Below are 26,560 nucleotides of genomic sequence, written 5' to 3' on the forward strand. Positions count from 1 at the left end.
CCGAAAGTGTGTGACCAATGAAATTATTAAGTATCTCAAGACAAGACAAACACTGCCCTCCCGAAAGAAAGCAGATCATCTTGTCTTGAAAGATGCTCGCGTCCACTGTGTAGTTCTCAACGTACGGTCGATCCCCCCACCAGAAACAACACGTTTCCTGGCCGAGGGTCAGAAGAAACAGTCCCCACAACAGCAACAACACCCCAGAAAACCGGGACACCGTCACCACCATGGTGGCTGGGCCTTCAGGACCCAATAGTATGCACTAGGTTCACCACACCCCAATCACGCCGGCTCGTTCCAACCACTCCCCGAAAGAAGCAGCGTACTGAAACCCACACGATCAAACTGTAGTTTGCTTGCCAAATGTTCCACCCATGAGCGTCCAGCACCACACATTCGGTGATGATCTGAACAATCTGCACCCCACAAGGGGGCGAGTGCTCCTTAGAAAGGAGGTGATCCAGCCGCACCTTCCGGTACGGCTACCTTGTTACGACTTAGTCCTAATTACCAGTCCCACCTTCGACGGCTCCCTCCACAAGGGTTAGGCCACCGGCTTCGGGTGTTACCGACTTTCATGACTTGACGGGCGGTGTGTACAAGGCCCGGGAACGTATTCACCGCAGCGTTGCTGATCTGCGATTACTAGCGACTCCGACTTCATGGGGTCGAGTTGCAGACCCCAATCCGAACTGAGACCGACTTTTTGGGATTCGCTCCACCTCGCGGTATCGCAGCCCTTTGTATCGGCCATTGTAGCATGCGTGAAGCCCAAGACATAAGGGGCATGATGATTTGACGTCATCCCCACCTTCCTCCGTGTTGACCACGGCAGTATCCCATGAGTTCCCACCATAACGTGCTGGCAACATAGGACGAGGGTTGCGCTCGTTGCCGGACTTAACCGAACATCTCACGACACGAGCTGACGACAACCATGCACCACCTGTATAGAAGTGTCCAAAGAGTTGACGATCTCTCGCCCGTTCTTCTATATGTCAAGCCTTGGTAAGGTTCTTCGCGTTGCATCGAATTAATCCGCATGCTCCGCCGCTTGTGCGGGCCCCCGTCAATTCCTTTGAGTTTTAGCCTTGCGGCCGTACTCCCCAGGCGGGGAACTTAATGCGTTAGCTACGACACAGAACCCGTGGAACAGGCCCTACATCTAGTTCCCAACGTTTACGGCATGGACTACCAGGGTATCTAATCCTGTTCGCTCCCCATGCTTTCGCTCCTCAGCGTCAGTAACGGCCCAGAGATCTGCCTTCGCCATCGGTGTTCCTCCTGATATCTGCGCATTCCACCGCTACACCAGGAATTCCAATCTCCCCTACCGCACTCTAGCTTGCCCGTACCCACTGCAGGCTGGAGGTTGAGCCTCCAGTTTTCACAGCAGACGCGACAAGCCGCCTACGAGCTCTTTACGCCCAATAATTCCGGACAACGCTTGCACCCTACGTATTACCGCGGCTGCTGGCACGTAGTTAGCCGGTGCTTTTTCTGCAGGTACCGTCACTTTCGCTTCTTCCCTACTAAAAGAGGTTTACAACCCGAAGGCCGTCATCCCTCACGCGGCGTTGCTGCATCAGGCTTGCGCCCATTGTGCAATATTCCCCACTGCTGCCTCCCGTAGGAGTCTGGGCCGTGTCTCAGTCCCAGTGTGGCCGGTCACCCTCTCAGGCCGGCTACCCGTCGTCGCCTTGGTGAGCCATTACCTCACCAACAAGCTGATAGGCCGCGAGTCCATCTACCACCGATAAATCTTTCCACCCACACACCATGCGGTGATGGGACATATCCAGTATTAGACGCCGTTTCCAGCGCTTATCCCAGAGTGATAGGCAGGTTACTCACGTGTTACTCACCCGTTCGCCACTCTTCCACCCAGCAAGCTGGGCTTCATCGTTCGACTTGCATGTGTTAAGCACGCCGCCAGCGTTCGTCCTGAGCCAGGATCAAACTCTCCGTAAAAAATTACATGTCCAAAAGCAGCGGAATAAGCCACCCCCGAACGAGTTCAACCTGACAAAAACAAACATCAAACCTGACGTTCATATAATTTGTCCAAAAGGAATCGCCATTCACCCACAAACGTGGATGGACGGGATTATAAAATTGGCATTTGACAATCAAGTGCACACTATTGAGTTCTCAAGGACCAGACACCCCCCGTACACACCCAACCGGGCTTCCGAGAGACAACCTGTCTAACTTACCACACTCATGTTCTCTCTGCAACTCGCGATCCGAATCGGATTCGGTCACACTGCAAAGCACCTCGTTCCGAAGACCGAGTTCCACGAGCTGTGGCGGTAAGTCTTTCGCGCATTCGTATCAGCGGGCCGCTTTCGCTTCCCGCTCCGTCGCGCTGACAAGGGATTACATTACGCGGATCCCGGAACCCCCGCAAGCTGCAGCAGGATCCCGGGCGTGTCTCCGCATGATTCCGCGGATCAGCGGAAATCGCCGCTGTCGCGCCCCCTGCCGCGATCCCGCTTTCCGGGGCCCCGAATCCGCCGGATTGCCGCGAAGCACGTGAATCCCGTGCGTGTCGCGGCCGTGGCGCTGCACACGGAGTCACGCCATGGTGTCGAGAATCGCGGTCAGCTGCTCGAACGTGGTGAGGGGACTGATGATGGCGAAGCGCGCATTGGGCCTCCCCCGGTGGGAGCTCGGCACGACGAACGCCTGCTGATCCGCCAGAAGGCGATCCGACCACCGGTTGTAGTCCGCCCGCTCCCAGCCGTCGCGCTCGAACACCACCACCGAGAGCTGCGGATCCCGCACCAGGGTGAGCCCGGGGCGACGATCGATCTCGTCCGCGATCTCCCGGGCCAGTGTGATCGAGTGACCGATGGCCTCCCGATAGACACCCGCACCGTACGTCGCGAGTGAGAACCACAGCGGCAGACCTCGTGGCCGGCGGGTCAGCTGGACCGCGTAGTCGGAGGGCGACCAATCGTCCGCCTCGGTGAGGGTGTCGAGGTATTCCGCGTGCTGCGTGTGCGCACGACGACCGGTCTCGGGATCCCGGTAGATGAGCGCGCACGCGTCGTAGGGCGCGAACATCCACTTGTGCGGGTCCACGATCAGCGAGTCCGCCCGCTCGACGCCGGCGTAGAGCCCGCGCGTGAGCGGCGACAGCATCGCCGTGAGCCCGTAGGCGCCGTCGATGTGGAGCCAGAAGTCGTGCTCGTCCTTGAGCTCGGCGATCCCGGCGACGTCGTCGACCACGCCGAAGTTCGTCGATCCGGTCGTCGCCACGACCGCGATCACCCGATCGCCGTGCTCCTCCAGGGCGGTGCGCACCCCCGGGGCTCGCAGCACCCCGTCGTCGCCGACGGGAACGAGCGCGAGATCGATGTCCATGACCCGCGCTGCCGACGCGATCGACGAGTGCGCCTCCGCACTGCAGACGACGATCCAGCGCCCGTCCGGGGCGTCGCGCTCCGCGAGTCGGACCCGCGCGTGCTCTCGAGCTGCCACAAGCGCGGACAGGTTGCCGATCGTGCCGCCCTGCACGAACACGCCGCCCGCGCCGAGCGGGAGCCCGAACTCGGCGGCGAGCCAGGCGAGCACCTCGTTCTCGGCGTGCACGACGCCGGCGCCCTCGAGCCAGGATCCGCCGTAGAGGGCGCTCGCGGAGACGACGAGGTCGAATGCGACCGCGGCCTTCGAGGGTGCGCTCGGGATGAACGAGAGGAACTGAGGGTGATCGGTGGTGATGCAGGCCGGCGCCAGGACGTGCTCGAACACGGCGAGCGTGCGGGAGGCGCCGATGCCATCCTCGTTGATGGTCGTGCCGGCGATCCGCTTCAGATCCGCCGCGGTCGCCGCGTGATCGAGCGGGGTGTCATCCGCCAGCATCCTGCGGCGGGAGTAGTCGAGGACCTGGTCCACGATCCGCCGGGTCTCCTCCGAGACCGAGTGCATGCGGGTGTGGGGTGCGTTCTGCGCGTCGTCGAGTGTCATTGGAACTCCTCACCTGTTCCTCCGATCTTCGCGGACCCGGGCTGCGGCTGGCAACCCGGATCGGCGCGGCGCGGGGCCAAGCTGCCCCTGCGCCGTGCCGCAGCGCCCCAGCCGCGAATCAGCCGCCGACGCGGAGCGCGGAGGTCTCCTCCGCGCCGTCGAGCAGGTGACCGGTCGGCTCCGCATCGCGGGGATCCCGCAGCCCGAGCGCACCGTTGCGGCCGATGACCACCATCAATCCGAGGTAGAGCAGGAAGCTCACCGCGAACGCAGGGATGTTGGCGCCGATCGGGCTCGGCGCCACGTAGGCGAGCACGTACGAGAGCACGGCACCCACCACCCAGACGATGACGGCGATCCAGTTCACCCCGCCCCGGTACCAGTACCGGCTCTCCGGCCGTTCGTGCAGGATCTGGCGCGAGTAGCCGCGGCGCTTCAACAGGTAGTAGTCCGCGATCATGATCGCGAACACCGGCACGAAGAACGCGCTGATGATGAACAGGAAGTCGGTGAACTGGTTGAGCAGCCCGAGGAAGGTGGACCCGATGACCGAGATCGCACCGAGCACGAGTGCGGTCGGCAGGAACTTCAGGTGCCACTTGGCCTGGGCGTGCACGACCGAGGTCACCATGCCGAACACCACCATGGTGTTCGTCGCCATCACCGAGAGGAAGATCGCGATGCCGAGCGGCCAACCGAACTGCGCGACGATGGTGGTCGGGTCGAAGGCGACCGCCTCGTTCCCGCTCAGCAGGACCGCCGAGAAGGCGACAAGCCCGAGGAACATCGCGATCGAGGTGGAGAGGGTGTAGCCGATGCCGGATCCGACGATGCCCGCGGTGCTGCTCTTCGCGTGACGGTTCATGTCCGCTGCGAGCACGGTCCAGGAGATCGCGGTCGCGATCACCATGTCGAGCGTGATGAACGGGGTACCGCCGAGCGTCTCGTCGACCGGGATCGCCGCGAACTCCGCCGGACTGAAGGCGCCGAAGGCTGCCGCGAACACGAAACCCATCACGATGAGGATCGCGAGTGCGAGCCACGGCTCGACCCGCGAGATGCCGGTGTGCCCGAAGATCGCGAGCACCACGACGATCGCCTGGCACAGTGCCGAGAAGAGCATCGGGTTCGAGAAACCGGTCGCCTGGAAGATCAGATAGTTGACCGTGACGCCGGCGAGCATCGCCTGCACCCAGCTCCAGCCCATCAGCACGATGAGGTTCGCGGCTGCAGGGAGGATGCTCCCCCGGATCCCGAACGAGCCGCGCGTGAGCGCCATGGTCGGGAGCCCCGTGCGGGTGCCCATGTTGCCGACGAGCACCAGCACGAGCACCCCGAGCAGGGTGCCGACCACGATCATCGCGGTCGCGGTGCCGAACGAGACTGCAGGGGTGAAGAGGGTGCCGGTGAGAAGCGTCGTGACGACGAGGTTCGCCGCCAACCAGATCATGCCGATGCGGAGCAGCGACTGGGTGCCGCGGACGGGGCCTGCGGAGTCGTCTTGCCCGTCGAGGCTGACGGCCATGGTTTCGGGGCTGGTCATGATGCGCCTCCGTCGGTGTCGGGGATCGTCGAGAGGTGCTCGTGCACCGCGATCAGCCGGTCGTCACCCTCGAGCCGGAAGATGATGCTCTCCCGCTCCACATAGGAGTCGGGGCCGTCAGCGGAGTCGATGCTTGTGGCGACGGTGTGGCTGAACACCGCGCCGCCCGGGAATGGCTGCACCAGGCGGTCGCTGGAGGCGCACGACACGACGCGCCATCCGGACGCGAGCCAGGATGCCCAGAGCTCCTCGTACTCCGCGCGGGAGTTCAGACGGGCGGGCTCGGGGTGGAAGATGAAGCTCGCGTCAGGCGAGAACCCGGCGAAGTAGGCGTCGGTGTCGGTGGCGGAGAAGGCCGCGACGATGGCGTCCGCGGCGGTGAGGACTTGCGCTTCGGTGGGGGTGTGCATGAGGGCTACCTGCGATTCGTGGTGCGTGGGTTCCGGGATCCTGCGGGGTGGGCGGCGGTGCGGCCGTGCCGGCTCGCGCCGCCGCTCACCCGGGACGGACTAGTCGCGCGCCGCCATGGCGCTCACCAGCTCGTAGACGACGTGGCTCGCGGCCACAGCCGTGATCTGCGCGTGGTCGTAGGCGGGTGCGACCTCGACGACGTCGGCCCCCACGATGTGGAGATCGGCGAGCCCGCGAAGGATGCGGAGCATCTCGCGGCTGGTGAGTCCACCGGCCTCGGGCGTTCCCGTGCCGGGCGCGTGCGCGGGATCCAGCACGTCGATGTCGATCGAGATGTAGAGCGGCTTGTCTCCGACGCGCTCGCGGATGCGCTCGAGCGTCGCGGGCACGCCGTGCTCTTCGACGAACTCGGTCGTAACGATCTGGAAGCCCAGCGCGGCATCGTCCTCGAGATCACCCTTGCCGTAGAGCGGCCCGCGGATCCCGCCGTGCATGCTGGCGGTGAGGTCGATCAGCCCCTCCTCCGAGGCGCGGCGGAACGGGGTGCCGTGCGTCGTGGGTGCGCCGAAGTACGTATCCCAGGTGTCGAGGTGCGCATCGAAGTGCAGCACCGCGACCGGGCCGTGCTTCTTGTTGATCGCGCGCAGCAGCGGCAGCGCGATGGTGTGGTCGCCGCCGATCGTGACGATCTTGTCGACGCGCTCACCGAGCTCGGTCGCCGCCTCCTCGACCTGTCGCACGGCCTCATCGAGGCTGAACGGATTCGCGACGATGTCGCCCGCGTCGACGACCTGCTTCGCCGCGAACGGCGACACGTCCTGGGCCGGGTTGTAGGGGCGCAGGAGGCGCGAGGCCTCGCGCACGTGCGTCGGACCGAAGCGCGCGCCCGGGCGGAAGCTCACCCCGCTGTCGAAGGGCACGCCGACGACGGCGATGTCCGCAGCGGGAACATCCTCGATGCGCGGCAGCTTGGCGAACGTCGCGATCCCGGCGTAGCGCGGCGTCGCGCTGGCGTCCACGGGTCCCTGTGGGGTGTGCTCGGTCAAGATTCACTTTCCTTTCGAGTTGCCTGTAGGTAAACTTGTGAAGTCTCCTAGTGAACTTCTTCACACTATAGGCTGGACGCGCGGCACGGTCAATGCCGCACCGCGCGAGCGCGTAGCGGCGCACGTGGAGGCGCAGACCGCGCGAGCGTGCGAGGCGGGGCTTCTGACACGCGCGGGAATCACGACGAAGGAGAGTGTTCGTGCGACCGGTGCATCCCACCGCGGGCGAAGGGTCCGTGCAGATCGGAGCGAAACTCCGCGCCTCCCGGCTGTCGCAGCGCCTCACCCTCGAGCAGCTCGCCGTGGCCACCGGGCTCACCAAGGGATTCATCAGCCGCGTCGAGCGCGACGACACCACGCCGAGCGTGCCGACCCTCGTGCAGCTGTGCCAGGCGCTGTCGCTCCCGATCGGCAGCCTCTTCGAGGAACCCCAGATCCAGCGCATCGCGCTCGGCGACGCACCTCGCATCAACATGGGAGGCGAGCGGGTCGACGAGCGCCTGGTCACCCCTCGCTCGGTCGATGAGGTGCAGGTGATCCGGTCATCCGTGGAGCCGCACGCCAGCGGCGGCGAGGCGCTCTACACGATCAACTGCGCCCTCGAAGTGCTGCACGTCATCTCGGGGCGCCTCACCCTCGTGCTCGTCGGGCAGGTGGAGGAGCTGCAGGGCGGCGACACCCTCACGTTCCCCGGGCACACACCCCACACCTGGCGGACGGGCGATGAGGGTGCCGAGGTGCTGTGGACCCTGGTGCCCGCGGCATGGAGCGGGTCGGCGTAGGTTTCGGAGTCCGGGGCCCGTCGCATCTCGATCCCGCGGGATCGGGATCCCGCGCCCCAAGATCGCGCTTCAGTGTGCAGTTGCGCACGCGTGTGCCGAGAAACAGGTGCACAACTGCACACCGAGCGTCAGAACAGGATGACGTTTCGCGCATCACTCCCGGCGCGCATCGCGGCGAAGGCCTCGTTCACCTGGTCGAGGGTGATGTGGCGGGAGATGAGCGTGTCCACGGGGAGCCGCCCGGCGAGGTAGAGCTGCGCGTACCGCGGGAAGTCGCGCGCGGGGACACCGTTCCCGTAGTTGCACGCGATCGCCGTGATGCCGCGGTAGCACAGGTCGAGCACGTCGAAGGGAATCGGGGTGTCCTCCGGGGGCATTCCCACGAACACGATGCGACCCCCCGGGCGCACCTGCGACGGCAGTGCCGCAATCGTGTGCGGGTTGCCGATCGCTTCGAAGGCGACGTCGGCGCCTCCGCCGGTCAGGTCCTCCACTCGCTGCGGCGTCGAGTCGTCGGCCAGCACGGCGTGCGTCGCGCCGGCAGCGAGCGCCAGCTCGAGCTTCTCCGGATTGCGGTCGATCGCGATGATCGGACTGGCTCCGGCAAGCCTGAGTCCCATCACGATCGAGAGGCCGACCCCACCGCAGCCCACGACGACCGCGGACTCACCGGCGGTCACACGCGCGCTGTTGACCACGGCACCCAAGCCGGTGTGCACGGAGCACCCGAGCAGCGCGGCGACGTCGAACGGCAGTTCCGGCGGCACGACGATCGCGGCGCTGGCGGGCACGACCGCAACCTCGCTCATCGATCCGACGGCGATGTACGGGTAGGCGGCGTCGCCGTCGATCGCGAGCCGCGTGGTGCCGTCGGGCATCACGCACTCGTTCGATCGCAGCTCCGTGCACGCCCACGGCTTACCCGACAGGCAGTTGACGCAGCGACGGCACTCCTGGTTCCAGACGAGCACGACGTGGTCTCCCACCTGCACACCCTCGACGCCGTCGCCGACCTGCTCGATCACGCCGGCACCCTCGTGGCCCATCACCGTGGGGTGAGGCACGCTCCACTCACCATCGAGCACGTGCCGATCCGATCCGCACACTCCCGAGGCCCGCATGCGCACGAGCACCTCTCCCCGCTTCGGGGGCGCCACCGTGATGTCGGTGATCTCCACGTCTGATCCGGACCCGGTGTGGACAGCGGCACGACTGCTGCGGAGCGTCATCGCGCACTCACCTCCGCGGTGTTCGAGAGCGGCACAATGGGCGGAATAGCCGCCCCCGATCGGGTCGGGATCCCCCGCGCACCCCGGGGGCCGAAGAGGTAGTCGGGCTCGGGAATGATCCGGAGCAGCACCCAGTAGAGCGCGGCAGTCAGGAACAACCCGACGAGGAGACTGATGTCGACGCCGCCGACGCTGTTCCCGAGCGGCCCCACGAATTGTCCGGGGAGATTCACGAACAGCAGCGCGGCGACGACGCCCACGGCCCACGCGAGCACGGCGGCAATGCTCCAGCCGTGGGTGTACCAGTAGCGACCGCCGGTCTGGCGACGGTTGAACACCTGCAGCGCATCGACGTCGTACCACCCGCGTCGGATGAAGTAGCCGATGAGCATGATGACGATCCAGGGCACGGTGCAGTTCACAAGGATCGTCGAGAGCGCTGTCACGGCCTGCACGACATCGAAGACGAACTTCCCGACCATCACGAACACGAGCGTGAACACCCCGATGAGCAGCGTGGAGGCCACTCGACTGAGGCGCGCGACGATACTCGAGAAGTCGAGGCCGGTGCCGTACAGCAAACTGGTGCCGGTCGACAGCCCGCCCGCGACGCTGATGAGTGCGAGGGGGATGAAGAACCAGGATGCGGCCGATTCGAGCAGACCCCCGACGTAGTCCCCGCTCGCCATCCGCTCCGGGCTCGCGACCGACACGACGCTCGCAGTGACGTGGCCGAAGTAGAACGCCACCAGGCAGGCAAGCTGCGCCCACACGACCGAGGCCATGAGTCGAACCTTGCTCGTCTGGTCCGAGACGTATCGGGAGTAGTCGCCGAGGAACGTACCGTAGGAGATCGGGCAGGACATCGCGATGAGCACGCAGCCGAAGAACCCTCCGACGTACACGGGATCGGACCAGCGGCCCTCGGGGGCGTAGGCCAGCGCCGTCGTGAACTCGCTGCTCGAGGCGTAGGCGACGATCCCGACGACGAAGAGGATTCCCACGAGCGGCGGGACGTAGCGGTTCAGCACGACCAGGAGCCTATAGCCGTAGACGCAGATGACGATGAGCAGGATCACCAGGATCGTGTAGACCCCCGCAGACATCGCGTCGGTCGGGACGAACCCGAAGAGTCGCGCGAAGGACGCGAGGAGCGCGTCACCCGAGGCCCAGACGGCGAGCGCGAGGAAGGTGAAGGCGCCGAGCAGCGCCAGCATCGAGCCGACGAGCCGGCCGTGCACCCCGAAGTGCGCGGAGGAAGAGACGGCATTGTTCGTGCCGTTCCGCGGCCCGAAGAGCACCATCGGGGCGAGGATCAGCGAACCCACGACGACTCCGACGAGAATGGCGATCACGCCGTCCCAGAAGGTCAGCCCGAAGACCACCGGAAAGGTGCCCAGCACCGCGGTCGAGATGCTGTTCGCTCCGCCGAAGACCAGCCCGAAGACGTCTCGCGGACGCGCCCATCGTTCGCTCAGCGGAATCGGGTTGATGCCGTGCGTCTCGACCGCGAGTGCGGCGGGCGCTCCGACCGGTGGAACCGGCGTGGCTGGGTCGGTGAGTGCGATGTTCACGATGGCTCCTCGTCGAGTGCACGGCGTCGGGATCTCGGCCTGCACACCGACGTTAGTGCCGACCCGTCGAGCTGAAAAGCAATAATTACAGCGAATTCATACTCGGCATCATTTCCGTACGTATTTCCGCAAATATGGATCCCAAATCATGGAATAATCGAACCCTTCAGATCACTTCTGCACAACCCGACACCTCGAGTTCCCGGTTCATTTCAGACATGGAGACCGCAACCATCATGGCGGAACGACACACGCTGACCGCGCAGGTGCTGCGCGAGCTCCGCGACGACGGGCGTGCGAGCTACTCGCGCATCGCCGACACCGTCGGCACGACCCGGCGACAGGTCACCGAGATCGTCGAGCACGCGCTCGCGCACAATCTCGTGCGCGTGACCGCCACGATCAGCCCCGATCTGCTCGGCAAACGACAGTTCGCGTACCTCTTGCTCGCAGTGGATCAGGCGACCTCGGTGATCGCGGAGCTCGAGCGCATCCAGGAGCTCTGCTTCATCTCGGCGATCACGGGGCCGTTCGGCGTCGACGCCGAGATCCGGGTCGGCGACAATCAGGAACTGGAGGAGCGACTCGACCGCATCCGTCAGATCCCCGGCGTCCGCCGCCTCCTCGTGAATGTGTACGAGCGGATCGCGGTCAACATCGACTCCCCGATCGCGACCGCAGACGGACTGTACGCAGTCGACGAAGCCGACCTCGCGATTGCGCAGTACCTCGAGTTCGACGGCAGGGCCTCCTTCCGCACGCTCGGGTCCCACGCGGGGGTGTCGGCGGCCAGCGCTCGCAATCGACTCAGGCGTTTGATCTCCCTGGGCGCCATCAAAGTCGTGGGGCTGCCGGTGCGCGATCACCACGCCGGAGCGGCACCGGTCGGGGTCGGGATCCGGGTCACGGGATCGGTGTCGAGCGCGTTGGAGGCCCTCAGCGCGCTGGGGCCCGAGTTTCTCGCCGCGACCCGTGGGAACTTCGAGATCATCGGCACGTTCTCGGGCACGTCCAATGACGCGCTGCTCGACATCCTCGAGGCCATCAGAGCGTGTCCCGAGGTCGCCGACGTGGAGAGCTGGTCCCACCTCCGGATCGTTCGGGAGTATTACGGCGCTCAGGCGCAGCCGCCCGCTCGACTGAGCTGATCGGCGAGTGAGCGCGGCGCCGGTGCCGCACCCAGAGGCGCCCGCGCCGGCTACGCCGCGACGACCCCGGCGAGGGTCTTCTTGCCGCGGCGCAGCACGGCGAATGCCCCGTGCAGCAGGTCGTCGACCGCGAGCTCCTGATCCTCGGCCTCAACCGCGACGTTGTTCACGTAGACCCCGCCCTGAGCGATCGCACGCCGCGCCTCGCCGAGGCTCTTCACGAGCGACGCGTCGACCATGAGCTGCGCGATGAGCGACCCCGCGCCTCCCGTGGCCGTTGCCAGCTCGCGCACCGCGGCACCGAGCGATGCGGCGTCAAGCGCACCGAGATCCCCGCGCCCGAACAGCGCCTCGGAGGCGTCGATCGCCCCCTGCGCGGCGGCCGGGCCGTGCACGAGCGTCGTCACCTCGAGCGCGAGCTTCTTCTGGGCGGCCCGCCGGAACGGCTCCTCCGCCACCTGGCGCTCGTATTCCTCGATCTCCTCGCGGGACAGGAACGTGAACACCTTCAGGCGCGCGATCACGTCGGCGTCGGCCTGGTTCAACCAGAATTGGTAGAACGCGTACGGCGAGCACATCTCGGGGTCGAGCCAGATGGCGTTCCCCTCGCTCTTGCCGAACTTCGTGCCGTCCGCGTTGGTGATCAGCGGAGTGCCGATCGCGTGGGCGGAGGTGCCCTCGACCTTGCGGATCAGGTCGGTGCCACTCGTGAGGTTGCCCCACTGGTCGCTGCCGCCCGACTGCAGCACGCAGTCGTACTGGCGGTGCAGCTCCAGGAAGTCGAAGCCCTGCAGGATCTGGTAGCTGAACTCGGTGTAGCTGATGCCCTCGTCGGAGTTGAGTCGCGCCGCGACCGCGTCCTTCTTCAGCATCGTGCCCACCCGGAAGTGCTTGCCGATCTCGCGCAGGAAATCGATCGCCGAGAGCGGCGCGGTCCAGTCAAGGTTGTTCACGAGACGCATGGCATTGTCGCCGTCGCGCGACAGGAACCGGGAGACCTGCGCCTGCAGCCGCGACACCCACTCCGCGACCGTGTCCGCGCTGTTGAGCGTGCGCTCGGCCGTCGGGCGCGGGTCGCCGATGAGGCCGGTGGATCCACCGACGAGCCCGAGCGGCTTGTGCCCCTTGAGCTGCAGCCGACGCAGGAGCAGGAGCTGCACGAGGTTGCCGAGGTGCAGGCTCGGTGCGGTCGGATCGAAGCCGCAGTAATAGGTGAACGGATCGCCCTCGAGCAGCTCCGACAGCGCTTCGGCGTCGGTCGACACATGGATCAGCCCGCGCCACTGCAGCTCGTCCCACAGGGTGGGGAAGCTGTCGTCGTTCTGCTGGGCTGACAGGATCTCGGTGCGATCGTTCACTGTTGACACGCCTGCCATCGTACCGCGATCGCCGCGCGGTCGGCGCCGCGATCCGGGCGCAGAGCCCGGCGGCGCCGACCAGAACCCGCCGTCTCCCTTCTAGAGCGCGCTGGACCCTGCGGCAGAGCTGAGGCCCGTGGTCTGGAACTCGGCGATCCGCTCGGCCAGCCGCGCGAGCTGCTCGTCGACCCGTACTCGTGCCGTGCCGCCCACGCCCACACGCGAGTTCACGGAGCCCGTAATGGTGAGCACCTCGCGCACCTCCGGCGTGAGGTGCGGCGACACCGAGGCGAGTTCCTCGTCGCTCGGCTCGTGCAGCTCGATCCCGCGCTCCTCGCACACGCGCACGAGCTCACCCGAGATCTCGTGAGCGTCGCGGAAGATCACGCCCTGCTTCACGAGCCACTCGGCGACGTCGGTCGCGAGCGAGAAGCCCTGAGGTGCGAGCTCGGCCATGCGGTCGGTGTCGAAGGTCATGGTCGCGACCATGCCGGTGAAGGCGGGCAGCAGCACCTCGAGCTGAGCCACGGAGTCGAAGACGGGCTCCTTGTCCTCCTGCAGGTCGCGGTTGTAGGCGAGCGGCAGGCCCTTGAGCGTGGCGAGCAGGCCGGTCAGGTTGCCGATCAGGCGTCCGGACTTGCCGCGTGCCAGCTCCGCGATGTCGGGATTCTTCTTCTGCGGCATGATCGACGAGCCGGTCGAGAACGCGTCGTGCAGGCGCACGAAGCCGAACTCCTTCGTGTTCCAGAGGATGATCTCCTCGCTGAGCCGAGACAGGTCGATCCCGATCTGCGCGCAGATGAACGCGAACTCGGCGACCACGTCGCGGGCGGCCGTGCCGTCGATGGAGTTCTCGAGCGGATCGCCGAGACCGAGCTCGGAGGCCACGAGGCGCGGGTCGAGCCCGAGCGAACTGCCCGCGAGCGCTCCCCCGCCGTACGGCGAGTGGCTCGCGCGCTGAGCCCAGTCGCGGAGCCGCTCGAGATCCCGGATCACGGGCCAGGCGTGCGCGGCGAGCTGGTGCGCGAGCAGCACCGGCTGCGCGTGCTGCAGGTGCGTGCGGCCGGGCAGGATCGCGGTGGGGTGCGCGAGCGACTGGTTCAGGATCGCCTCGACGAGGTCGAGAAGCAGGCCCCGAATCGTGTCGGCGTGATCGAGCAGGTACAGCCGCACGAGTGTGGCGATCTGATCGTTGCGGCTGCGGCCCGCGCGGAGCTTGCCGCCGAGCTGCACCCCGGTGATCTCGATGAGGCCGCGCTCCAGTGCGGAGTGCACGTCTTCATCGGCCTCGGCCGCGACGAAGCGCCCGTCAGCCACGCGCGCCGCGAGCTCATCGAGTGCCGCGCGCATGTCGGCCAGTTCGGTGTCGCTCAGATAACCGGCCGCGGCGAGCGCCGAGGCGTGCGCCTTCGAGCCGCGGATGTCGTACTCGGCGAGCACCCAGTCGAACTGAGTGGACTTGCTGAGCGCGGCGAGCGCGGCCGAGGGACCGCTCGCGAAGCGGCCGCCCCACAGGGCGCCGGCTTCGGCGGCCCGGTTGCCGTCGTGCGAGGCGTCGGATGCCGAGGGCGCAGTGTTCGGGAGGTCGTTGCTCATCGGTGTCTATTCTCCGTCTTCGGACCGCGCGAGCAGCCAGGTCATGAGGGCTTTCTGGGCGTGCACGCGGTTCTCGGCCTCGTCCCACACCACACTCTGCGGGCCGTCGATGACTGATGCGGCCACCTCGTACTCGCGGTAGGCGGGGAGGCAGTGCAGGAAGATGGCCTCGGGCTTCGCGTGCGCCATCAGCTCCGGCGTCACGCGGTAGGCGCCGAACGTGGCAATCCGCTCGGCTTTCTCGGCCTCCTGCCCCATCGACACCCAGGTGTCGGTGATCACGGCGTCGGCGCCCGTGACCGCGGCGACGGGATCCGTCATCACGGAGACGCTGCCTCCGGTCTGGGCGGCGATGCGCTCGGCGTCGGCGATGATGTCGGCCCGCGGGTGGAAGCCCTCGGGGCCCGCGACGCGGATGTGCATGCCGGCGGTCGCGAAGCCGAGCAGGTAGGAGTGGCCCATGTTGTTCGCCGCATCCCCGACGTAGGTCGCCGTCAGCCCGCGCAGGTTGCCCTTGCGCTCGCGGATCGTCTGCAGATCGGCGAGGATCTGGCAGGGGTGGAAGTCGTCGGAGAGCGAGTTGATCACGGGCACGCTGGAGTGCGCGGCCATCTCCTCGAGCCCGGAGTGGGCGTACGTGCGCCACACGATGAGCTCCACCATGCGGGAGAGCACCTTCGCCGTGTCGGCGATCGACTCCTTCGCACCCAGCTGCGAGGCCTTCGAATCCATGATGAGGGGGTTGCCGCCCAGATCGGCGACGCCCACGGAGAAGCTGACCTGGGTCCGAGTGGAGGTCTTGTCGAAGATGACGGCAACGGTCTGCTGGCCCTCGAGCGGACGTCGGGCGAAGCGGTCGCGCTTGAGGTCGATCGCCAGATCGAGGATCTCCAGTTGCTCGGCGGGGCTCAGGTCGTCGTCGCGTAGAAAGTGCCTAGTCACCGGGCCAGTCTAGCTTCCCGTGCCCCGCCGCTCCGCAGCGGCCGACCCTACCCCTCGGACTCGAGCTGCACGACCGCCTGGATGGCGAGCGCGTACGCCCGAGCGATGTCGGCGATCGCCGAGTCGGGTGGCATGAAGGTCGCGCTGTGCAGCGCCGGAGTATCCGGCCCGTCACCGACCCCCACGAACATCATGACGCCCGGGAACTGCTCGCTGTAAAAGGAGAAGTCGTCGGCACCGCAGGAGCGCATGGGGTCGACGGTCACCACGCCGGCGCGGTCGAACGCCGTCTGCACCGCGTGCGAGAGGTCCGGATCGTTGAAGAGGATCGGCTCACCCTTCGTGATCCGCACGGTGCCGGTGCACCCGTGCGCGTGCGCGATCGCCGAGACCATCGCCCCCACCTCATCGTGCAGCCGGACGCGGTCGTCCGTGTCCATCGTGCGGAGCGACCCCGAGGCGTACGCGCGATCCGGGATCACGTTCGCCGCGGATCCGGCGGTCACCGTGCCGAAGGTCAGCACCGCCGGATGCATCGGATCCAACCGCCGGCTGACCAGTGTCTGCAGTGCGCCGATCACCGCGCCCAGCGCCACGATCGGATCGCGAGCGTGGTGCGGGTACGCCGCGTGGCCACCGTGGCCGTCGATCTCGATGTTGAATTCGTCCGCCGCCGCGTTGACGGCGCCCGCACCGATCGCGATGCCGCCCGCGGGGATCCTCGGATGGACGTGCGCGCCGAATACCTGCCCGAGTTCGTGCGTGTGGAAGAGCTCGCTCTCGCAGATGTCGCGCGCCCCCGACGGATACGCCTCCTCGCGCGGCTGCAGGATCAGCAGCAGCGCCACCGGCAGCGGCACCCGCAACGCCGCGCGGCCGATCGCCACCGCAGCGGAGATGTGGATGTCGTGCCCGCACGCGTGCATCGCCCCGTTCTCGGAGGCGTACGGCGAGCCGGTCCGCTCGACGATCGGCAGGGCGTCGAGCTCGGCGCGGATCCCGATCGCGGGGCCCGTGGCCGGGCCGATACGCACGAGCGCACCGGTCTCGGCGATCGGCTGCCAATCTGCCACGCCGAGCGCCTCGATCACCGCGTCGAGCGTCGGGCCCTCGGCGCCGGACACCGCCGGCGCGCGGTGCAACCGACGCCGGAGATCGACCGCGCCGGCCAGTTCTTCATCGACCGCCGCGAAGAATCGCGACCACGTTCCGTCACCCATGTCTGTGTTTCCCACTCTGATCTGGAGCGTTCGCGGTCTAGTACGCCTCGGCGTACACGCGGTAGCGATCGTCGGTGCTCAAGGCGGACCACTCCGCGCTCTCCGCCCGTTTCACGAGCAGGAAGGTCTCGAGCAATCGCGGCGAGAGCCACCCCGTCACCGCGGTGTCCCGCTCCAGGTTGGCGAGGGCTTGTTCAAGGGTGCTCGGCATCGCCCCGAACGAGGCGGCCTCCACCTCAGCCTCGGGCAGGAGCCCGGGATCACCCGAGATCACGGTCGGCGCCGGCAGCCCGCGGCGGATCCCCTCGAGACCGGCGCGGATCAGCACCCCGAGCGCGATCCACGGGTTCGACGTCGCGTCGGCACCGCGGTACTCGAGGTTGAACTGGCGCGCGTGATTGGCCCCCGGGGTGTTGAAGAGCGGGCAGATGCGCAGGAGCGCTTCGCGATTGTTCTCACCGAGGTAGAGACCGCCGACGCTCCAGCGCCCCGGGGCCAGACGCTCGTAGGAGACGTCGGTACCAGCGGTGAGCGCCTGGATGGCCGCGGCGTGCGTCAGGATCCCCGCCGCGAACGAGCCCGCGATCTCCGAGAGTCCGCCGGGACGCGCGGGGTCATGGGTCACGGGCGTGCCGTCGGCGTCGATGAGGCTCAGGTGGATGTGCACCCCGTTGCCGCCGCCGTTCTCGGCGACGATCGGACTGAACGTCGCGTCGAGGCCGGCCTCCCGGACGACGTTTCGGACGATCTCCTTCAGCAGGATCGCCCGGTCGGCCGCGATCAGCGCCTCGGCCGGGGCGATCGTGACCTCCCACTGGCGATCCCCGAACTCCGGCAGCCACATCTCGGGTTCGAGCCCGGCCGTTCGCAGCGCGTCGAGCACCCGTGAGCCGAGCGGCTCGTACGTGAGCAGCGACTCCAGCGAGAACGGCTTCCGCCCGGGCACCCGATCCTCGTCGCGGAGCATGAACTCGTGCTCGAACGCCGAGATCACCCGGAGCCCGGTCTCCGCCTCGAGATCCCGGATCGCGTCGCGCAGGAACGTGCGCGGGCAGCAGTCCCAGGGGGTGCCGTCGGGATTCACGAGGTCGCCCAGCATCACGGTGACCGGGTGCTCGCTCTCCGCGTGCACGATCGCAGTCGTCGTCGCGGGATCGGGCATGAGCCGAGTGTCGCCGACCGCCCCGAACGGGTTGGGGGTGATGATCCGGCCGAAGGCGTCGAGCGCCAGGTTCGCGGGCACCCACCCCGAACCGGAGCGCTCGTACGATGCGATCTCGTCCGCCGGGAAGGCCCGGCCGCGAACGTGCCCGACGAGGTCGGCGGTGAGAATGGCGGCAATCGGCAAGGTCATGGGGTTCGTCCTGTTCAGAAAGGGTTAGGTCGCGGAGTCGGAGCCGCGGTGGAGTGGGTGGGAGAGGAGATCCTCGACCTCGTCGTAGCGACGCAGTCGCTGCACGGGGTCACCGCCGATCGCCTCGACCAGCGACGCGATGAGCGTCTCCACGAGCGCGAAGCCCGGGGTGATCGAGTCGAACGGCGAGGCGGCGGCCACGGCGTTGGAGAGCAGGTAGTCGGCGTGCTTCGACGCCGGCGACAACCACGGGTCGGTGAAGAGGATCGTGGTGGCCTTCTGCGCCTTCGCCTGCTTCAGGAACGCGACGGTCGGCTCCTGGTAGCGCCGGTAGTCGAACGCCACCACGATGTCCTTGCTCGTGATGTCGAGGAGCGCGAAGGTGCGCGCCTGCTCGCCGATCGGCACGTGGGTCACGTTCGGGCGCAGGTGCCGGAGGTGCATCGACAGGTACTCGGCCAGGAGGCCGCTGAAGCGCCCGCCCGTGGTCCACACCCGCCGCTTGGTGTTGGTGAGCAGTTCGACGATGGCGTCGAGGTCCTCGAACGCCAGCCCGTCGAAGGTCGCGGCGATTCCCGCCTCGATCCCGTGGCGTGACTGCTCGATGACGCCGTTGCCGGGCCCGGTGGTGCTCGAGGTGGCGTACATGGCGGCCGGGGAGGAGGTCCGCGCGGCGATCTCGCCGTGCAGCAGCTTCTGCATGTCGGGGTACGACCCGATCTCGAGCTTCAGCAGCAACCGCAGCACCGTCGGCGCGCTCACGTTCGCGCGCTCGGCAAGGCGGTTCACGGGCTCGAGGCCCGCGACGGGATAGTCGGCGAGGAGCGCACGCGAGATGCGCTTCTCCGCGGGGCTCAGCTGCTCGTAGGATTTCTTCAGCAATTCCGCGAGGGTCGGCGAGTCACTCATGAGCCAGGTCCTGCTTTCTTCTGGGTGTCGGCAGTCCGAGCTCACGAATTCCCATGAGCCCGGTCGGTGCCTTGATCAAAGCCAGAATAAGGATCGCCGACAGTACGAGGTCCGTGACGCCACCGGGCAGCGCAAATCCGCCGGTGAACTGACCGTCCTGCAGCCGCCGCAGCAGCTCCTGCAGCAGGCTCACCGCGACCGCCCCAACGACCGCACCGCTCGTCGACAGATAGCCGCCCAGCACGATCATGACGATGAAGCCGAACGTGAGCGAGAGGAAGAAGGTCCGCGACGAGTACGTGGTGAGGAACGCCGCGTACAGCGCCCCGCCCATTCCGCTCACCGCGGCGCTCAGCACCCAGGCGATCGCGCGCTGCCGGCCGACGGCGATCCCGCTGGCGAGTGCCGCCTCGGGATCCTCGCGCGAGGCGCGGAGCTGCAGACCGCTGCGGCTGTTCTTGTACCAGAGCGCCACCACGATGGCGACGGTCACGCACACGAACACGATGAGCGGCGTGGTGAGTCGCGGGATCCCGATCATCGCGGAGGAGCCACGGGTGACCTCGGTCCAGGAGTTGATGACCGTGAACGTGATCACGAGTAGAGCGAGCGTCGCGATCCCCGACTGCAGGCCGCTCAGTCGCGCCATCGCCGGTGCCGTCAGCAGTGCGAATACAGCCGCGGCCGCGGCCGCGATGACGAGGACCACGGGGAAGGGCGCCTCGACGTCCCTGAGGAAGGCGAGGGGCTCCGGCAGATCCGCGAACATGCTCTGCTTCAGCGCGACCGGGATCGTGAAGTAGGCCGCGGTGTAGGCCCCGATGGCCATGAACGCCACGTGCCCGAAGGACATGATCCCGGAGTTGCCGGAGTAGATGGAGATGCCGAGCACCACCACGGTGGAGACGAGCGCCCCGACCGCGACCCGCTCGATGATCGGGTCCGTGAAGGCCCCGAGCAGGGCGATCAGCCCGACGATGGCGATGAGCATCGCCCCGGTGACGAGCGTCCGATTGCGTTGACGACGAAACATGGTCATGAGACACGCACCTTTACTCCGGCGAGGAGGCCTTGCGGCCGAATGACAAGCACCCCGATGACGGCGGTGTAGAGGAACGCGTCGCGGAAGGCGATGAGGTCCGTCGGCAGGAACGTCTCGAGCAGCACGCTGGCCATGCCGAGGAGCAGGCCGCCCAGGGCGGCGCCCTTGAGGCTCCGCATGCCGCCGATCACGGCTCCGACCACACCGATGAGCAGGGGCTGCAGCCCCATCTCGGCACCGACGGCGCCCTGCTTGGCCACGATCACGATCGCCGAGATGGCGGCGATCGCCCCCGTGATCGCAAACGCGCTCATGATGACGAACGAGCCTCGAACGCCCAGCACCTTGGCCATCTCGAAGTCCTCGGCCGCGGCTCGCAACTGCATGCCGAGGCTCGTCTTCTGCATGACGATCGCGAGCAGGGCGATCACCGCCGCCGAGAGCACCAGAGTGAGCACCTGCAGCATGCTGATGCGGGCACCGAGCACGGTGAACGACTGCTGCAGGAAGGGCTGCGGGGGCACCCCCTGCACCTTGGGGAGCGCCGTCATACGCGCGATGGCCTGGAGCGCGGAGCTCACCGCGAAGGACGCGATCATCAGGGTGACCGGATCGGCCCCGCGGAGCGATCGGAAGGCGACCCGCTCGGTCAGCACGGACACCACGATGCCGACGATGATGGCGAGCGGCCAGCTGACCCACCAGGGTGAGTCCTTCAGCATCAGCAGCACCACGGCGGCCGCCATGATGGTCTCGCCGTAGGCGAAGTTCATCAGGCCGAGGATGCCGAACAGGAGCGCGATCCCGAGGGTCAGGAGGGCGTAGAACGTTCCGAGTCCGAGCATGTCGATCAAGAGTTGGATCCACATGGGTCAGTCCCCCTTCGCGGGATCGGCGCCGAGCGGCGAGAATCCGAGGTAGTCGACGACGGCGGCGTTGTCCGCCAGTTCCTGCGCGGTGCCGCTTCCGATGATGCGACCGGGTGCCTGCACCACGTAGGAGCGGTCCGAGATCGCGATCGATCGCACGGCGTTCTGCTCGACCAGCAGGATCGTCACCCCCTCGTCGTTCAGCTGCTGGATCACGTCGAAGATGAGATCCACGATGATGGGCGCGAGCCCCAGGGTCGGCTCATCGAGCAGCAGGAGCTTCGGACGGATCATGAGCGCGCGGGCGATCGACAGCTGCTGCTGCTCCCCGCCCGACAGGAGGCTCGCACCCCGGCTCCAGTACTTGCGGAGGATCGGGAACCGCTCGAGCTGCATCTCGATGTCGGCGTCGACCCCGGCGCGATCCCGGCGCGTGACCGCACCGAGCCGCAGGTTCTCCCCCACGCTGAGCGACGCGAACACCCCGCGATCCTCGGGCACGTAGGCGATGCCGGCAGCGATCCGGTTGGCGCCCTTGTGGAGCAGGTCGATGTCGCCGAAGGACACCTCGCCCGAGAGCGGCGGCTGCAGTCCGGCGATGACCTTCAGGATCGTCGACTTGCCGGCGCCGTTCTGGCCGAGCAGCGACACGATCTCACCCTCGCGCACCTCGATCGAGGCACCCTGCACCGCGACGATCGACTTGCCGTATCGCACGAACAGGTCGTGCACCGTGAGCGTCGTCATCTCAGCCCCTCCCAAAGTAGATCTCGATGACCTTCGGGTCGCGCCGGATCGCCTCGGGCTCTCCGGTCACCACCGTGCGGCCGCTGTCGAGCACGTGGAGGCGGTCGCAGGTGCCCATGACCACGGTCATGTCGTGCTCGACGAGCAGGACTCCGAGGCCGCGGGTCTTCGCGAACGAGGCGATGATCCTGATGAGCTCGATCGCCTCGGTCTCGTTCTGCCCGGCCGCCGGCTCGTCGAGCAGCAGATAGGTGGGGCGGAGCGCGAGCGCTCGCGCGATGCCGACGCTGCGGACTTGCCCGGCCGGCACGGCGTCGGCCCGCTGCTCGGCGAGCTCCGAGAGCCCCAGCTCCTCGAGGATCTCGAGGGTGATACGGCGGGCCTCGGATCGGCGCATCCCGGCGCCGAGGGCCGCGGCCTCGATGTTCTCGGCGACGGTGAGGCGACCGAAGACCTTCACGCTCTGGAAGGTCCGGACGAGGCCCGCCCGAGCCCGGCTCCGGAGCGGTCGGCGCGTCACGTCGACGCCATCGAGGCTGATCCGCCCCGCCGTCGGCCGGAGCACGCCGCTCAGCATGTTGAGGGTGGTCGTCTTGCCCGACCCGTTCGGCCCGATGAGACCGAGCACCTCGCCCGGTTCCAGCCGGAGGCTCACGTCCTCGACCGCGTGCACGCCGTCGAAGTTCATTCCGCCGTGTTCGAGAACCAGCGCGCGCTCGCTCACCAGTCACCCCCACGCCGGAGCGGGCGGGTATGCCCACGTTCCTCGCACGTCATCATGCGAACTCCATTCCGTCTGCGCGCCGGGTGAGTCCGGCAGGCGTAATCCGCTTATCAGCAGTAACATTAGTTCTGTATTCGTTCGTAAATGTAACAACAACTACATTTCTCGACCAGAGTACCGTACGTTACATTTTTGATACAACCTGAATTTTTCTATCGCTTCACTCACGCACGCGCAACGCTGCCGTACCCCTTGGAGGCCACATGGATGCCGAACACTTCTCGCGTGCGGTGCACGCGCTGCCGCTCATCGACCACCACGTGCACAGCGTGCTCCCCCGCGATCTCGAACGCGTCGAGTTCGAGGTGCATCTGTCGGAGAGCGCGGTCGCGGCACCGGCCGGCACGACCCACCTCGACTCGCAGGCCGGCTTCGCGGCGCGGCGCCACTGCGCACCGCTGCTCGACCTGCCCGCCCACAGCGCGGCCGACGCGTACCTCGCTCGGCGCGCGGAGCTCGGTTGGCGAGAGGCGACGGCGCGACTCCTGCACGCGAGCGGAGTGTCGACCTCGCTGATCGATACCGGGCACGCCGGGACATCGCTGCTCTCGAATCCGGACTTCGCCGCGCTGAGCGCGCAGGAGGTCCGCGAGATCGTGCGCCTGGAGTCGGTGGCGGAACGCCTCATCGATGCCGGCGTCGCGGCGCACGACTTTCCCGATGCCCTCCGTCGAGCGCTCGGCGAGGCTGCGGCCACCGGCGCCGCCGGATTCAAGAGCGTCATCGCCTACCGCGCCGGATTCGACGTCGATCCCGAGCGGCCGAGTGACGCCGAGGCGATCGCGGCGGTCGCCGACGAGCGGCGCACGAACGCCGACGCACCGGCCCGGGTGTCGCACCCCGACCTGCTCCGCTTCCTGCTGTGGAGTGGCGCGGACACGGGCCTGCCCCTGCAACTGCATGTGGGGTACGGCGACGCGGATCTCGACCTCGCGCGCTGCAACCCCGCCCTGCTCATGCCGTGGCTCCGCCGACTCCCGGACGACGCGTCGCCGATCATGCTGCTGCACTGCTACCCCTATCACCGCGAGGCCGGGTACCTGGCGCAGGTCTTCCCGAACGTCTACTTCGACCTCGGGCTCGCGATCAACTACACGGGCGCGGCCTCGACCGCGGTGATCCGCGAGGGGTTGGAGCTCGCACCCTTCGGAAAGCTCCTGTACTCGAGCGATGCCTGGGGGCTGCCGGAACTGCACCTCCTGGGGGCGCAGCTCTGGCGCGACGGACTGGCGCGGGCGCTCTGGGAGTTCGTCGAGCGCGGCGAGTGGAGCGAGTCCGAAGCGCTCCGCGTCGCGGAACTCACGAGTTCGGAGAACGCTCGCCGCGTCTATCAGCTCTGAGCGGCGTGACGAGGGGGCCCGGACCGATCCTGCGATCGGCCCGGGCCCCTTCGAGCACCTCGGTCAGGAGGACGCGGCGCAGGGGTTGCCGTCGCCGAGATCCGGCACCAGCGTCGCGGTGAACTGCTCGACGAACGTCGCTGCACCGCCGTCCACCTTCACGATCGACATCGGGAAGTCGATGATCTTGTGGCAGGTGTCGGAGAAGTAGGTCATCTCCCCGATCGGGGTGGCGACGGGGCCGGCGCTCTGCAGGGCGTCGCGGATCGACGTGCCCGAGCTGAGGTCGGCGTCGCCCAGGGCGTTCTCGATCGCGAGCATCATGTTGTAGCCCAGCAGGGAGTACGAGCTCGACGGGCCCGCCCCGGTGGCCTCGGTGAAGTCCGCGACGAAGGTGTCGAGATCGGCCTGCGTGTCGGCGCCGGTGCAGTACTCGTAGCATGCAAAGGCGGTGTAGTAGACGTCGCCGGCGTCGCCGAGGATGTCGAGCAGCGTCTGCCCGTCGAGAGCGTTCGGCCCGACGAGCGGCACGTCGATCCCGGCCTCGCGGATCTGCTTCATCGCCGTCGCGCCGGCGGGGTTCCAGCTCGCCACGTAGATGAAGTCGGGTGCCTCTGCGAGCGACTTGATGCTCGAGATCTGCGCGCTCACGTCGACGTTGTCACCGCCCGGGAAGCTGTCGGTGCCGACGATGGATCCACCCAGCTCCTCGAACGCACCGGTGAAGTAGGCGCCGGCGGACTTCGTGTACTCGATGCTCTCGTCCTGCAGCACGTACGCACTGCCCCAGCCCTGCTCGGTCGCCCAGGAGGCGGCGGTCGAACCCTCGACGTCCGAGCCGGCATTCGCGGTGAAGCTGAAATCGCCGACGGTGGTGAGGTCGGAGGTCTTCGGGTCGCCCGCGCAGATCGAGATCGCGGGCACCTCGGCCGTCTGCGCGGCGATCAGCGCGGGCGAGCTGAGATCGAAGTCGCACGGGGTGACGATCAGGTCGACCCCCTCCTGCAGGAACTCCTGCGCGACGACACCCACGGTTTCGGCGCTCGAGGCCACGTCCTTCTGGATCACGCGGATCTGCTTGCCGTTGACGCCGCCGTCGGCGTTGATCTGGTCCACGGCCAGCATGGCCGCGGCACCGGGTTCGGCGTCGAAGCCCGCCATGTTGCCGCTCTGCGAGAGTGCGAAGCCGATGACGAGCTCGTCCGAGTCGCCGCCTCCTGCGTCTCCGCCCGAGGCGGAGCAGCCGGCGGCGAACAGGAGGGCGACGGCGGCGCCGGCAGCAACTGCGCTGCGGGCCCCGACCGACCTGAATTTCTGTGTATTCACGGGTTTCCCATTTCTTGTCGTGGTGGTGCCTGGTGTGGGTGGTGCCTGGACTACGCGATCTGCGTGGTCGCGGCGAACGCGCCGTGCGCGGCCTCGATCGCACGATCGATGTCAGCCTCGGTGGTCGCGGCGTTCAGTCGGCGATCACCGGTGGGCGAGGTCGTCTCCAGGACCCCCTGCGAGAGCAGGTGTGCCTGGTACGCGGCGTAGCGCGCCGTGTGGACGTCCATCGTGTCGCGGAAGTTGGTCGGAGCTTCTGATCGGAAGTAGACGGCCCACTCGGAGCCGAGTCCGGTGACCACCGCCTCGGCGCCGGTGTCGGCGATGGCACGGCGGTACCCGTCGCGCAGCCGTTCTCCGAGCGCATAGATCCGGGCGATCGTGTCCTCCTCCCGCATGATCGCGAGTGTCGCGTTCGCCGCGGCGAGCGCGTACGGGGAGGCGTTGTAGGTGCCGTCGATCGTCACGTCCTCGTGCGTGTACGCGCCCAGGTGCCCCATGAACTCGTCCTTACCGGCGAGGCCCGCGAGCGAGTAGCCGTTCGCGATCGCCTTGCCGAACGCGGTCAGATCCGGCACGACGCCGTTGATCGACTGGATACCACCGAGGGCAGCCCGGAATCCGGTCTTCACCTCGTCGAGCACAAACACGGTGCCGTTCGCGGTGCACAGCTCGCGCAGGAGCTCGAGGAATCCCGGAGCCGGTGCGACGCAGCCGTAGCTGTGGATGAACCCCTCGGCGAACGCTGCCGCGATGTCGGAGCCGTGCTCGTCGAAGGCGGCGCGGAGCCCGGCCGCGTCGTTCCACTCGACGACGATCACGTCGGCCACGACGGCGGGGTGGAGCCCGGCGCCGTTCGGAGTGTTGAGCGGTGACTCCCGCGTCAGGTCCGAGCGCGCTCCGCCGACCGCGACGTGATCGCTCCAGCCGTGGTAGCTGCCATGGAACTTCAGGAGCTTCCGGCGACCCGTTGCGGCCCGCGCGATGTGTGCGGCGTGCATGGTGGCGTCGGTGCCGGAGGTGCAGAACGCGACCTTCTCGGCGGACGGCATGAGCTCGCACACGGTCTGCCCGAGCTCGATCTCCCCGAGCTGCGGGCCGACGCCCGTGAGGTCGCACGTGTTGACCGCGCGGAGCACGGCCTCGTTCACCCGGACGTCGGAGTGACCGAGAATGATCGGCCCCCACGCGTTCAGGAAGTCGAGGTACTGGGTGCCCTCCTCATCCCAGAGGTGGGCGCCCCGGGCCTGCACGAAGACCTGGTTCCAGCCGATCCGATGCCCGGAGGAGGCACCGCGCGGGATGACCCGCTTCGCGTCGTCCCAGAGCTGGGCCGAAGTCACAGAGTTCGTCATTGAGAGTCCT

21 protein-coding genes and 1 rRNA gene are annotated in these 26,560 nt (G+C 67.3%); 3 read left to right on the top strand and 19 right to left on the bottom strand.

What is annotated here, in order from left to right; all coding sequences use genetic code 11:
- Window positions 1–451 precede the first annotated feature (451 nt).
- From MUN76_RS06295 to speB, 5 genes are all read right to left on the bottom strand, one after another.
- Window positions 452–1,974 (bottom strand): 16S ribosomal RNA (locus MUN76_RS06295).
- 606 nt (window positions 1,975–2,580) lie between these two features.
- Window positions 2,581–3,975, bottom strand: coding sequence for a pyridoxal phosphate-dependent decarboxylase family protein (locus MUN76_RS06300; RefSeq protein WP_244688130.1), 1,395 nt, complete (start codon window positions 3,973–3,975; stop codon window positions 2,581–2,583).
- A 118-nt stretch (window positions 3,976–4,093) separates the two neighbouring features.
- Entirely contained in the window at window positions 4,094–5,518 is a 1,425-nt protein-coding gene (locus MUN76_RS06305; protein ID WP_244688132.1) for a purine-cytosine permease family protein, read from the bottom strand.
- Window positions 5,515–5,928, bottom strand: a complete 414-nt coding sequence (locus MUN76_RS06310) for a YybH family protein (protein ID WP_244688133.1) — start codon at window positions 5,926–5,928, stop codon at window positions 5,515–5,517. The genes MUN76_RS06305 and MUN76_RS06310 overlap by 4 nt, the downstream gene beginning before the upstream one ends.
- A gap of 99 nt (window positions 5,929–6,027) precedes the next feature.
- Window positions 6,028–6,975 carry an agmatinase gene (gene speB, locus MUN76_RS06315; protein WP_244688135.1) on the bottom strand — a complete coding sequence of 316 codons (948 nt, stop codon included), beginning with the start codon at window positions 6,973–6,975 and terminating at the stop codon, window positions 6,028–6,030.
- 200 nt (window positions 6,976–7,175) lie between these two features.
- On the opposite strand from speB, the gene MUN76_RS06320 reads away from it, so the two are divergent.
- On the top strand, window positions 7,176–7,757 hold the full coding sequence (locus MUN76_RS06320; protein WP_244688137.1) for a helix-turn-helix domain-containing protein: 582 nt from the start codon (window positions 7,176–7,178) through the stop codon (window positions 7,755–7,757).
- 128 nt (window positions 7,758–7,885) lie between these two features.
- Here the strand turns inward: MUN76_RS06320 and MUN76_RS06325 are convergent, their stop codons facing one another.
- Entirely contained in the window at window positions 7,886–8,935 is a 1,050-nt protein-coding gene (locus MUN76_RS06325) for a zinc-binding dehydrogenase (RefSeq protein ID WP_244688138.1), read from the bottom strand.
- A gap of 47 nt (window positions 8,936–8,982) precedes the next feature.
- On the bottom strand, window positions 8,983–10,560 hold the full coding sequence (locus MUN76_RS06330; protein ID WP_244688140.1) for a purine-cytosine permease family protein: 1,578 nt from the start codon (window positions 10,558–10,560) through the stop codon (window positions 8,983–8,985).
- A 218-nt stretch (window positions 10,561–10,778) separates the two neighbouring features.
- Between MUN76_RS06330 and MUN76_RS06335 the strand changes: the two genes are divergently transcribed.
- Window positions 10,779–11,708, top strand: a complete 930-nt coding sequence (locus MUN76_RS06335; RefSeq protein WP_244688142.1) for an Lrp/AsnC family transcriptional regulator — start codon at window positions 10,779–10,781, stop codon at window positions 11,706–11,708.
- Between the two features lie 50 nt (window positions 11,709–11,758).
- On the opposite strand, the gene tyrS is transcribed toward MUN76_RS06335, so the two are convergent.
- The 10 genes from tyrS to MUN76_RS06385 all read right to left on the bottom strand — a co-directional run bounded on the left by tyrS (window position 11,759) and on the right by MUN76_RS06385 (window position 22,469).
- On the bottom strand, window positions 11,759–13,075 hold the full coding sequence (tyrS, locus tag MUN76_RS06340) for a tyrosine--tRNA ligase (protein WP_429953259.1): 1,317 nt from the start codon (window positions 13,073–13,075) through the stop codon (window positions 11,759–11,761).
- Window positions 13,076–13,165: 90 nt separating this feature from the next.
- Complete coding sequence (argH, locus tag MUN76_RS06345) at window positions 13,166–14,662, bottom strand: argininosuccinate lyase (protein WP_244688146.1); 1,497 nt, start codon at window positions 14,660–14,662, stop codon at window positions 13,166–13,168.
- 6 nt (window positions 14,663–14,668) lie between these two features.
- On the bottom strand, window positions 14,669–15,604 hold the full coding sequence (gene argF / locus MUN76_RS06350; RefSeq protein WP_244688148.1) for an ornithine carbamoyltransferase: 936 nt from the start codon (window positions 15,602–15,604) through the stop codon (window positions 14,669–14,671).
- Between the two features lie 47 nt (window positions 15,605–15,651).
- Window positions 15,652–16,824, bottom strand: a complete 1,173-nt coding sequence (locus tag MUN76_RS06355; RefSeq protein ID WP_244688150.1) for a M20 metallopeptidase family protein — start codon at window positions 16,822–16,824, stop codon at window positions 15,652–15,654.
- A gap of 37 nt (window positions 16,825–16,861) precedes the next feature.
- On the bottom strand, window positions 16,862–18,178 hold the full coding sequence (locus MUN76_RS06360; RefSeq protein ID WP_244688152.1) for a type I glutamate--ammonia ligase: 1,317 nt from the start codon (window positions 18,176–18,178) through the stop codon (window positions 16,862–16,864).
- A 24-nt stretch (window positions 18,179–18,202) separates the two neighbouring features.
- Window positions 18,203–19,087 (bottom strand): MurR/RpiR family transcriptional regulator, encoded by an 885-nt coding sequence (locus tag MUN76_RS06365; protein ID WP_244688154.1) that lies wholly within the window; start codon window positions 19,085–19,087, stop codon window positions 18,203–18,205.
- Complete coding sequence (locus MUN76_RS06370) at window positions 19,080–20,126, bottom strand: branched-chain amino acid ABC transporter permease (RefSeq protein WP_244688156.1); 1,047 nt, start codon at window positions 20,124–20,126, stop codon at window positions 19,080–19,082. The genes MUN76_RS06365 and MUN76_RS06370 overlap by 8 nt, the downstream gene beginning before the upstream one ends.
- Window positions 20,123–20,998, bottom strand: a complete 876-nt coding sequence (locus MUN76_RS06375; protein WP_244688158.1) for a branched-chain amino acid ABC transporter permease — start codon at window positions 20,996–20,998, stop codon at window positions 20,123–20,125. Before MUN76_RS06375 ends, MUN76_RS06370 begins: the two co-directional genes overlap by 4 nt.
- A 3-nt stretch (window positions 20,999–21,001) precedes the next feature.
- Window positions 21,002–21,745, bottom strand: a complete 744-nt coding sequence (locus MUN76_RS06380; RefSeq protein ID WP_244688160.1) for an ABC transporter ATP-binding protein — start codon at window positions 21,743–21,745, stop codon at window positions 21,002–21,004.
- Window position 21,746: 1 nt separating this feature from the next.
- Window positions 21,747–22,469, bottom strand: coding sequence for an ABC transporter ATP-binding protein (locus MUN76_RS06385; protein ID WP_244688162.1), 723 nt, complete (start codon window positions 22,467–22,469; stop codon window positions 21,747–21,749).
- Between the two features lie 263 nt (window positions 22,470–22,732).
- Here MUN76_RS06385 and MUN76_RS06390 point away from each other — a divergent pair, with 263 nt between their 5' ends.
- Window positions 22,733–23,869: an amidohydrolase family protein gene (locus tag MUN76_RS06390; RefSeq protein WP_244688164.1), complete on the top strand. Its 1,137-nt coding sequence runs from the start codon at window positions 22,733–22,735 to the stop codon at window positions 23,867–23,869.
- Between the two features lie 63 nt (window positions 23,870–23,932).
- Here MUN76_RS06390 and MUN76_RS06395 read toward each other — a convergent pair whose 3' ends face one another.
- Window positions 23,933–25,195, bottom strand: a complete 1,263-nt coding sequence (locus MUN76_RS06395) for an ABC transporter substrate-binding protein (protein ID WP_244688166.1) — start codon at window positions 25,193–25,195, stop codon at window positions 23,933–23,935.
- Between the two features lie 50 nt (window positions 25,196–25,245).
- Window positions 25,246–26,550, bottom strand: coding sequence for an aspartate aminotransferase family protein (locus MUN76_RS06400; protein ID WP_244688168.1), 1,305 nt, complete (start codon window positions 26,548–26,550; stop codon window positions 25,246–25,248).
- Between the last annotated feature and the right edge of the window lie 10 nt (window positions 26,551–26,560).

Source organism: Leucobacter rhizosphaerae, from assembly GCF_022919175.1.
Lineage (GTDB): Bacteria > Actinomycetota > Actinomycetes > Actinomycetales > Microbacteriaceae > Leucobacter > Leucobacter rhizosphaerae.

Coding starts and splice junctions, on each gene's coding strand:
- MUN76_RS06300 (WP_244688130.1), bottom strand. CDS start 3,975: ATGACACTCGACGACGCGCAGAACGCACCCCACACCCGCATGCACTCG.
- MUN76_RS06305 (WP_244688132.1), bottom strand. CDS start 5,518: ATGACCAGCCCCGAAACCATGGCCGTCAGCCTCGACGGGCAAGACGAC.
- MUN76_RS06310 (WP_244688133.1), bottom strand. CDS start 5,928: ATGCACACCCCCACCGAAGCGCAAGTCCTCACCGCCGCGGACGCCATC.
- MUN76_RS06335 (WP_244688142.1), top strand. CDS start 10,779: ATGGAGACCGCAACCATCATGGCGGAACGACACACGCTGACCGCGCAG.
- argH (WP_244688146.1), bottom strand. CDS start 14,662: ATGAGCAACGACCTCCCGAACACTGCGCCCTCGGCATCCGACGCCTCG.
- MUN76_RS06355 (WP_244688150.1), bottom strand. CDS start 16,824: ATGGGTGACGGAACGTGGTCGCGATTCTTCGCGGCGGTCGATGAAGAA.
- MUN76_RS06360 (WP_244688152.1), bottom strand. CDS start 18,178: ATGACCTTGCCGATTGCCGCCATTCTCACCGCCGACCTCGTCGGGCAC.
- MUN76_RS06365 (WP_244688154.1), bottom strand. CDS start 19,087: ATGAGTGACTCGCCGACCCTCGCGGAATTGCTGAAGAAATCCTACGAG.
- MUN76_RS06370 (WP_244688156.1), bottom strand. CDS start 20,126: ATGACCATGTTTCGTCGTCAACGCAATCGGACGCTCGTCACCGGGGCG.
- MUN76_RS06375 (WP_244688158.1), bottom strand. CDS start 20,998: ATGTGGATCCAACTCTTGATCGACATGCTCGGACTCGGAACGTTCTAC.
- MUN76_RS06380 (WP_244688160.1), bottom strand. CDS start 21,745: ATGACGACGCTCACGGTGCACGACCTGTTCGTGCGATACGGCAAGTCG.
- MUN76_RS06390 (WP_244688164.1), top strand. CDS start 22,733: ATGGATGCCGAACACTTCTCGCGTGCGGTGCACGCGCTGCCGCTCATC.
- MUN76_RS06400 (WP_244688168.1), bottom strand. CDS start 26,550: ATGACGAACTCTGTGACTTCGGCCCAGCTCTGGGACGACGCGAAGCGG.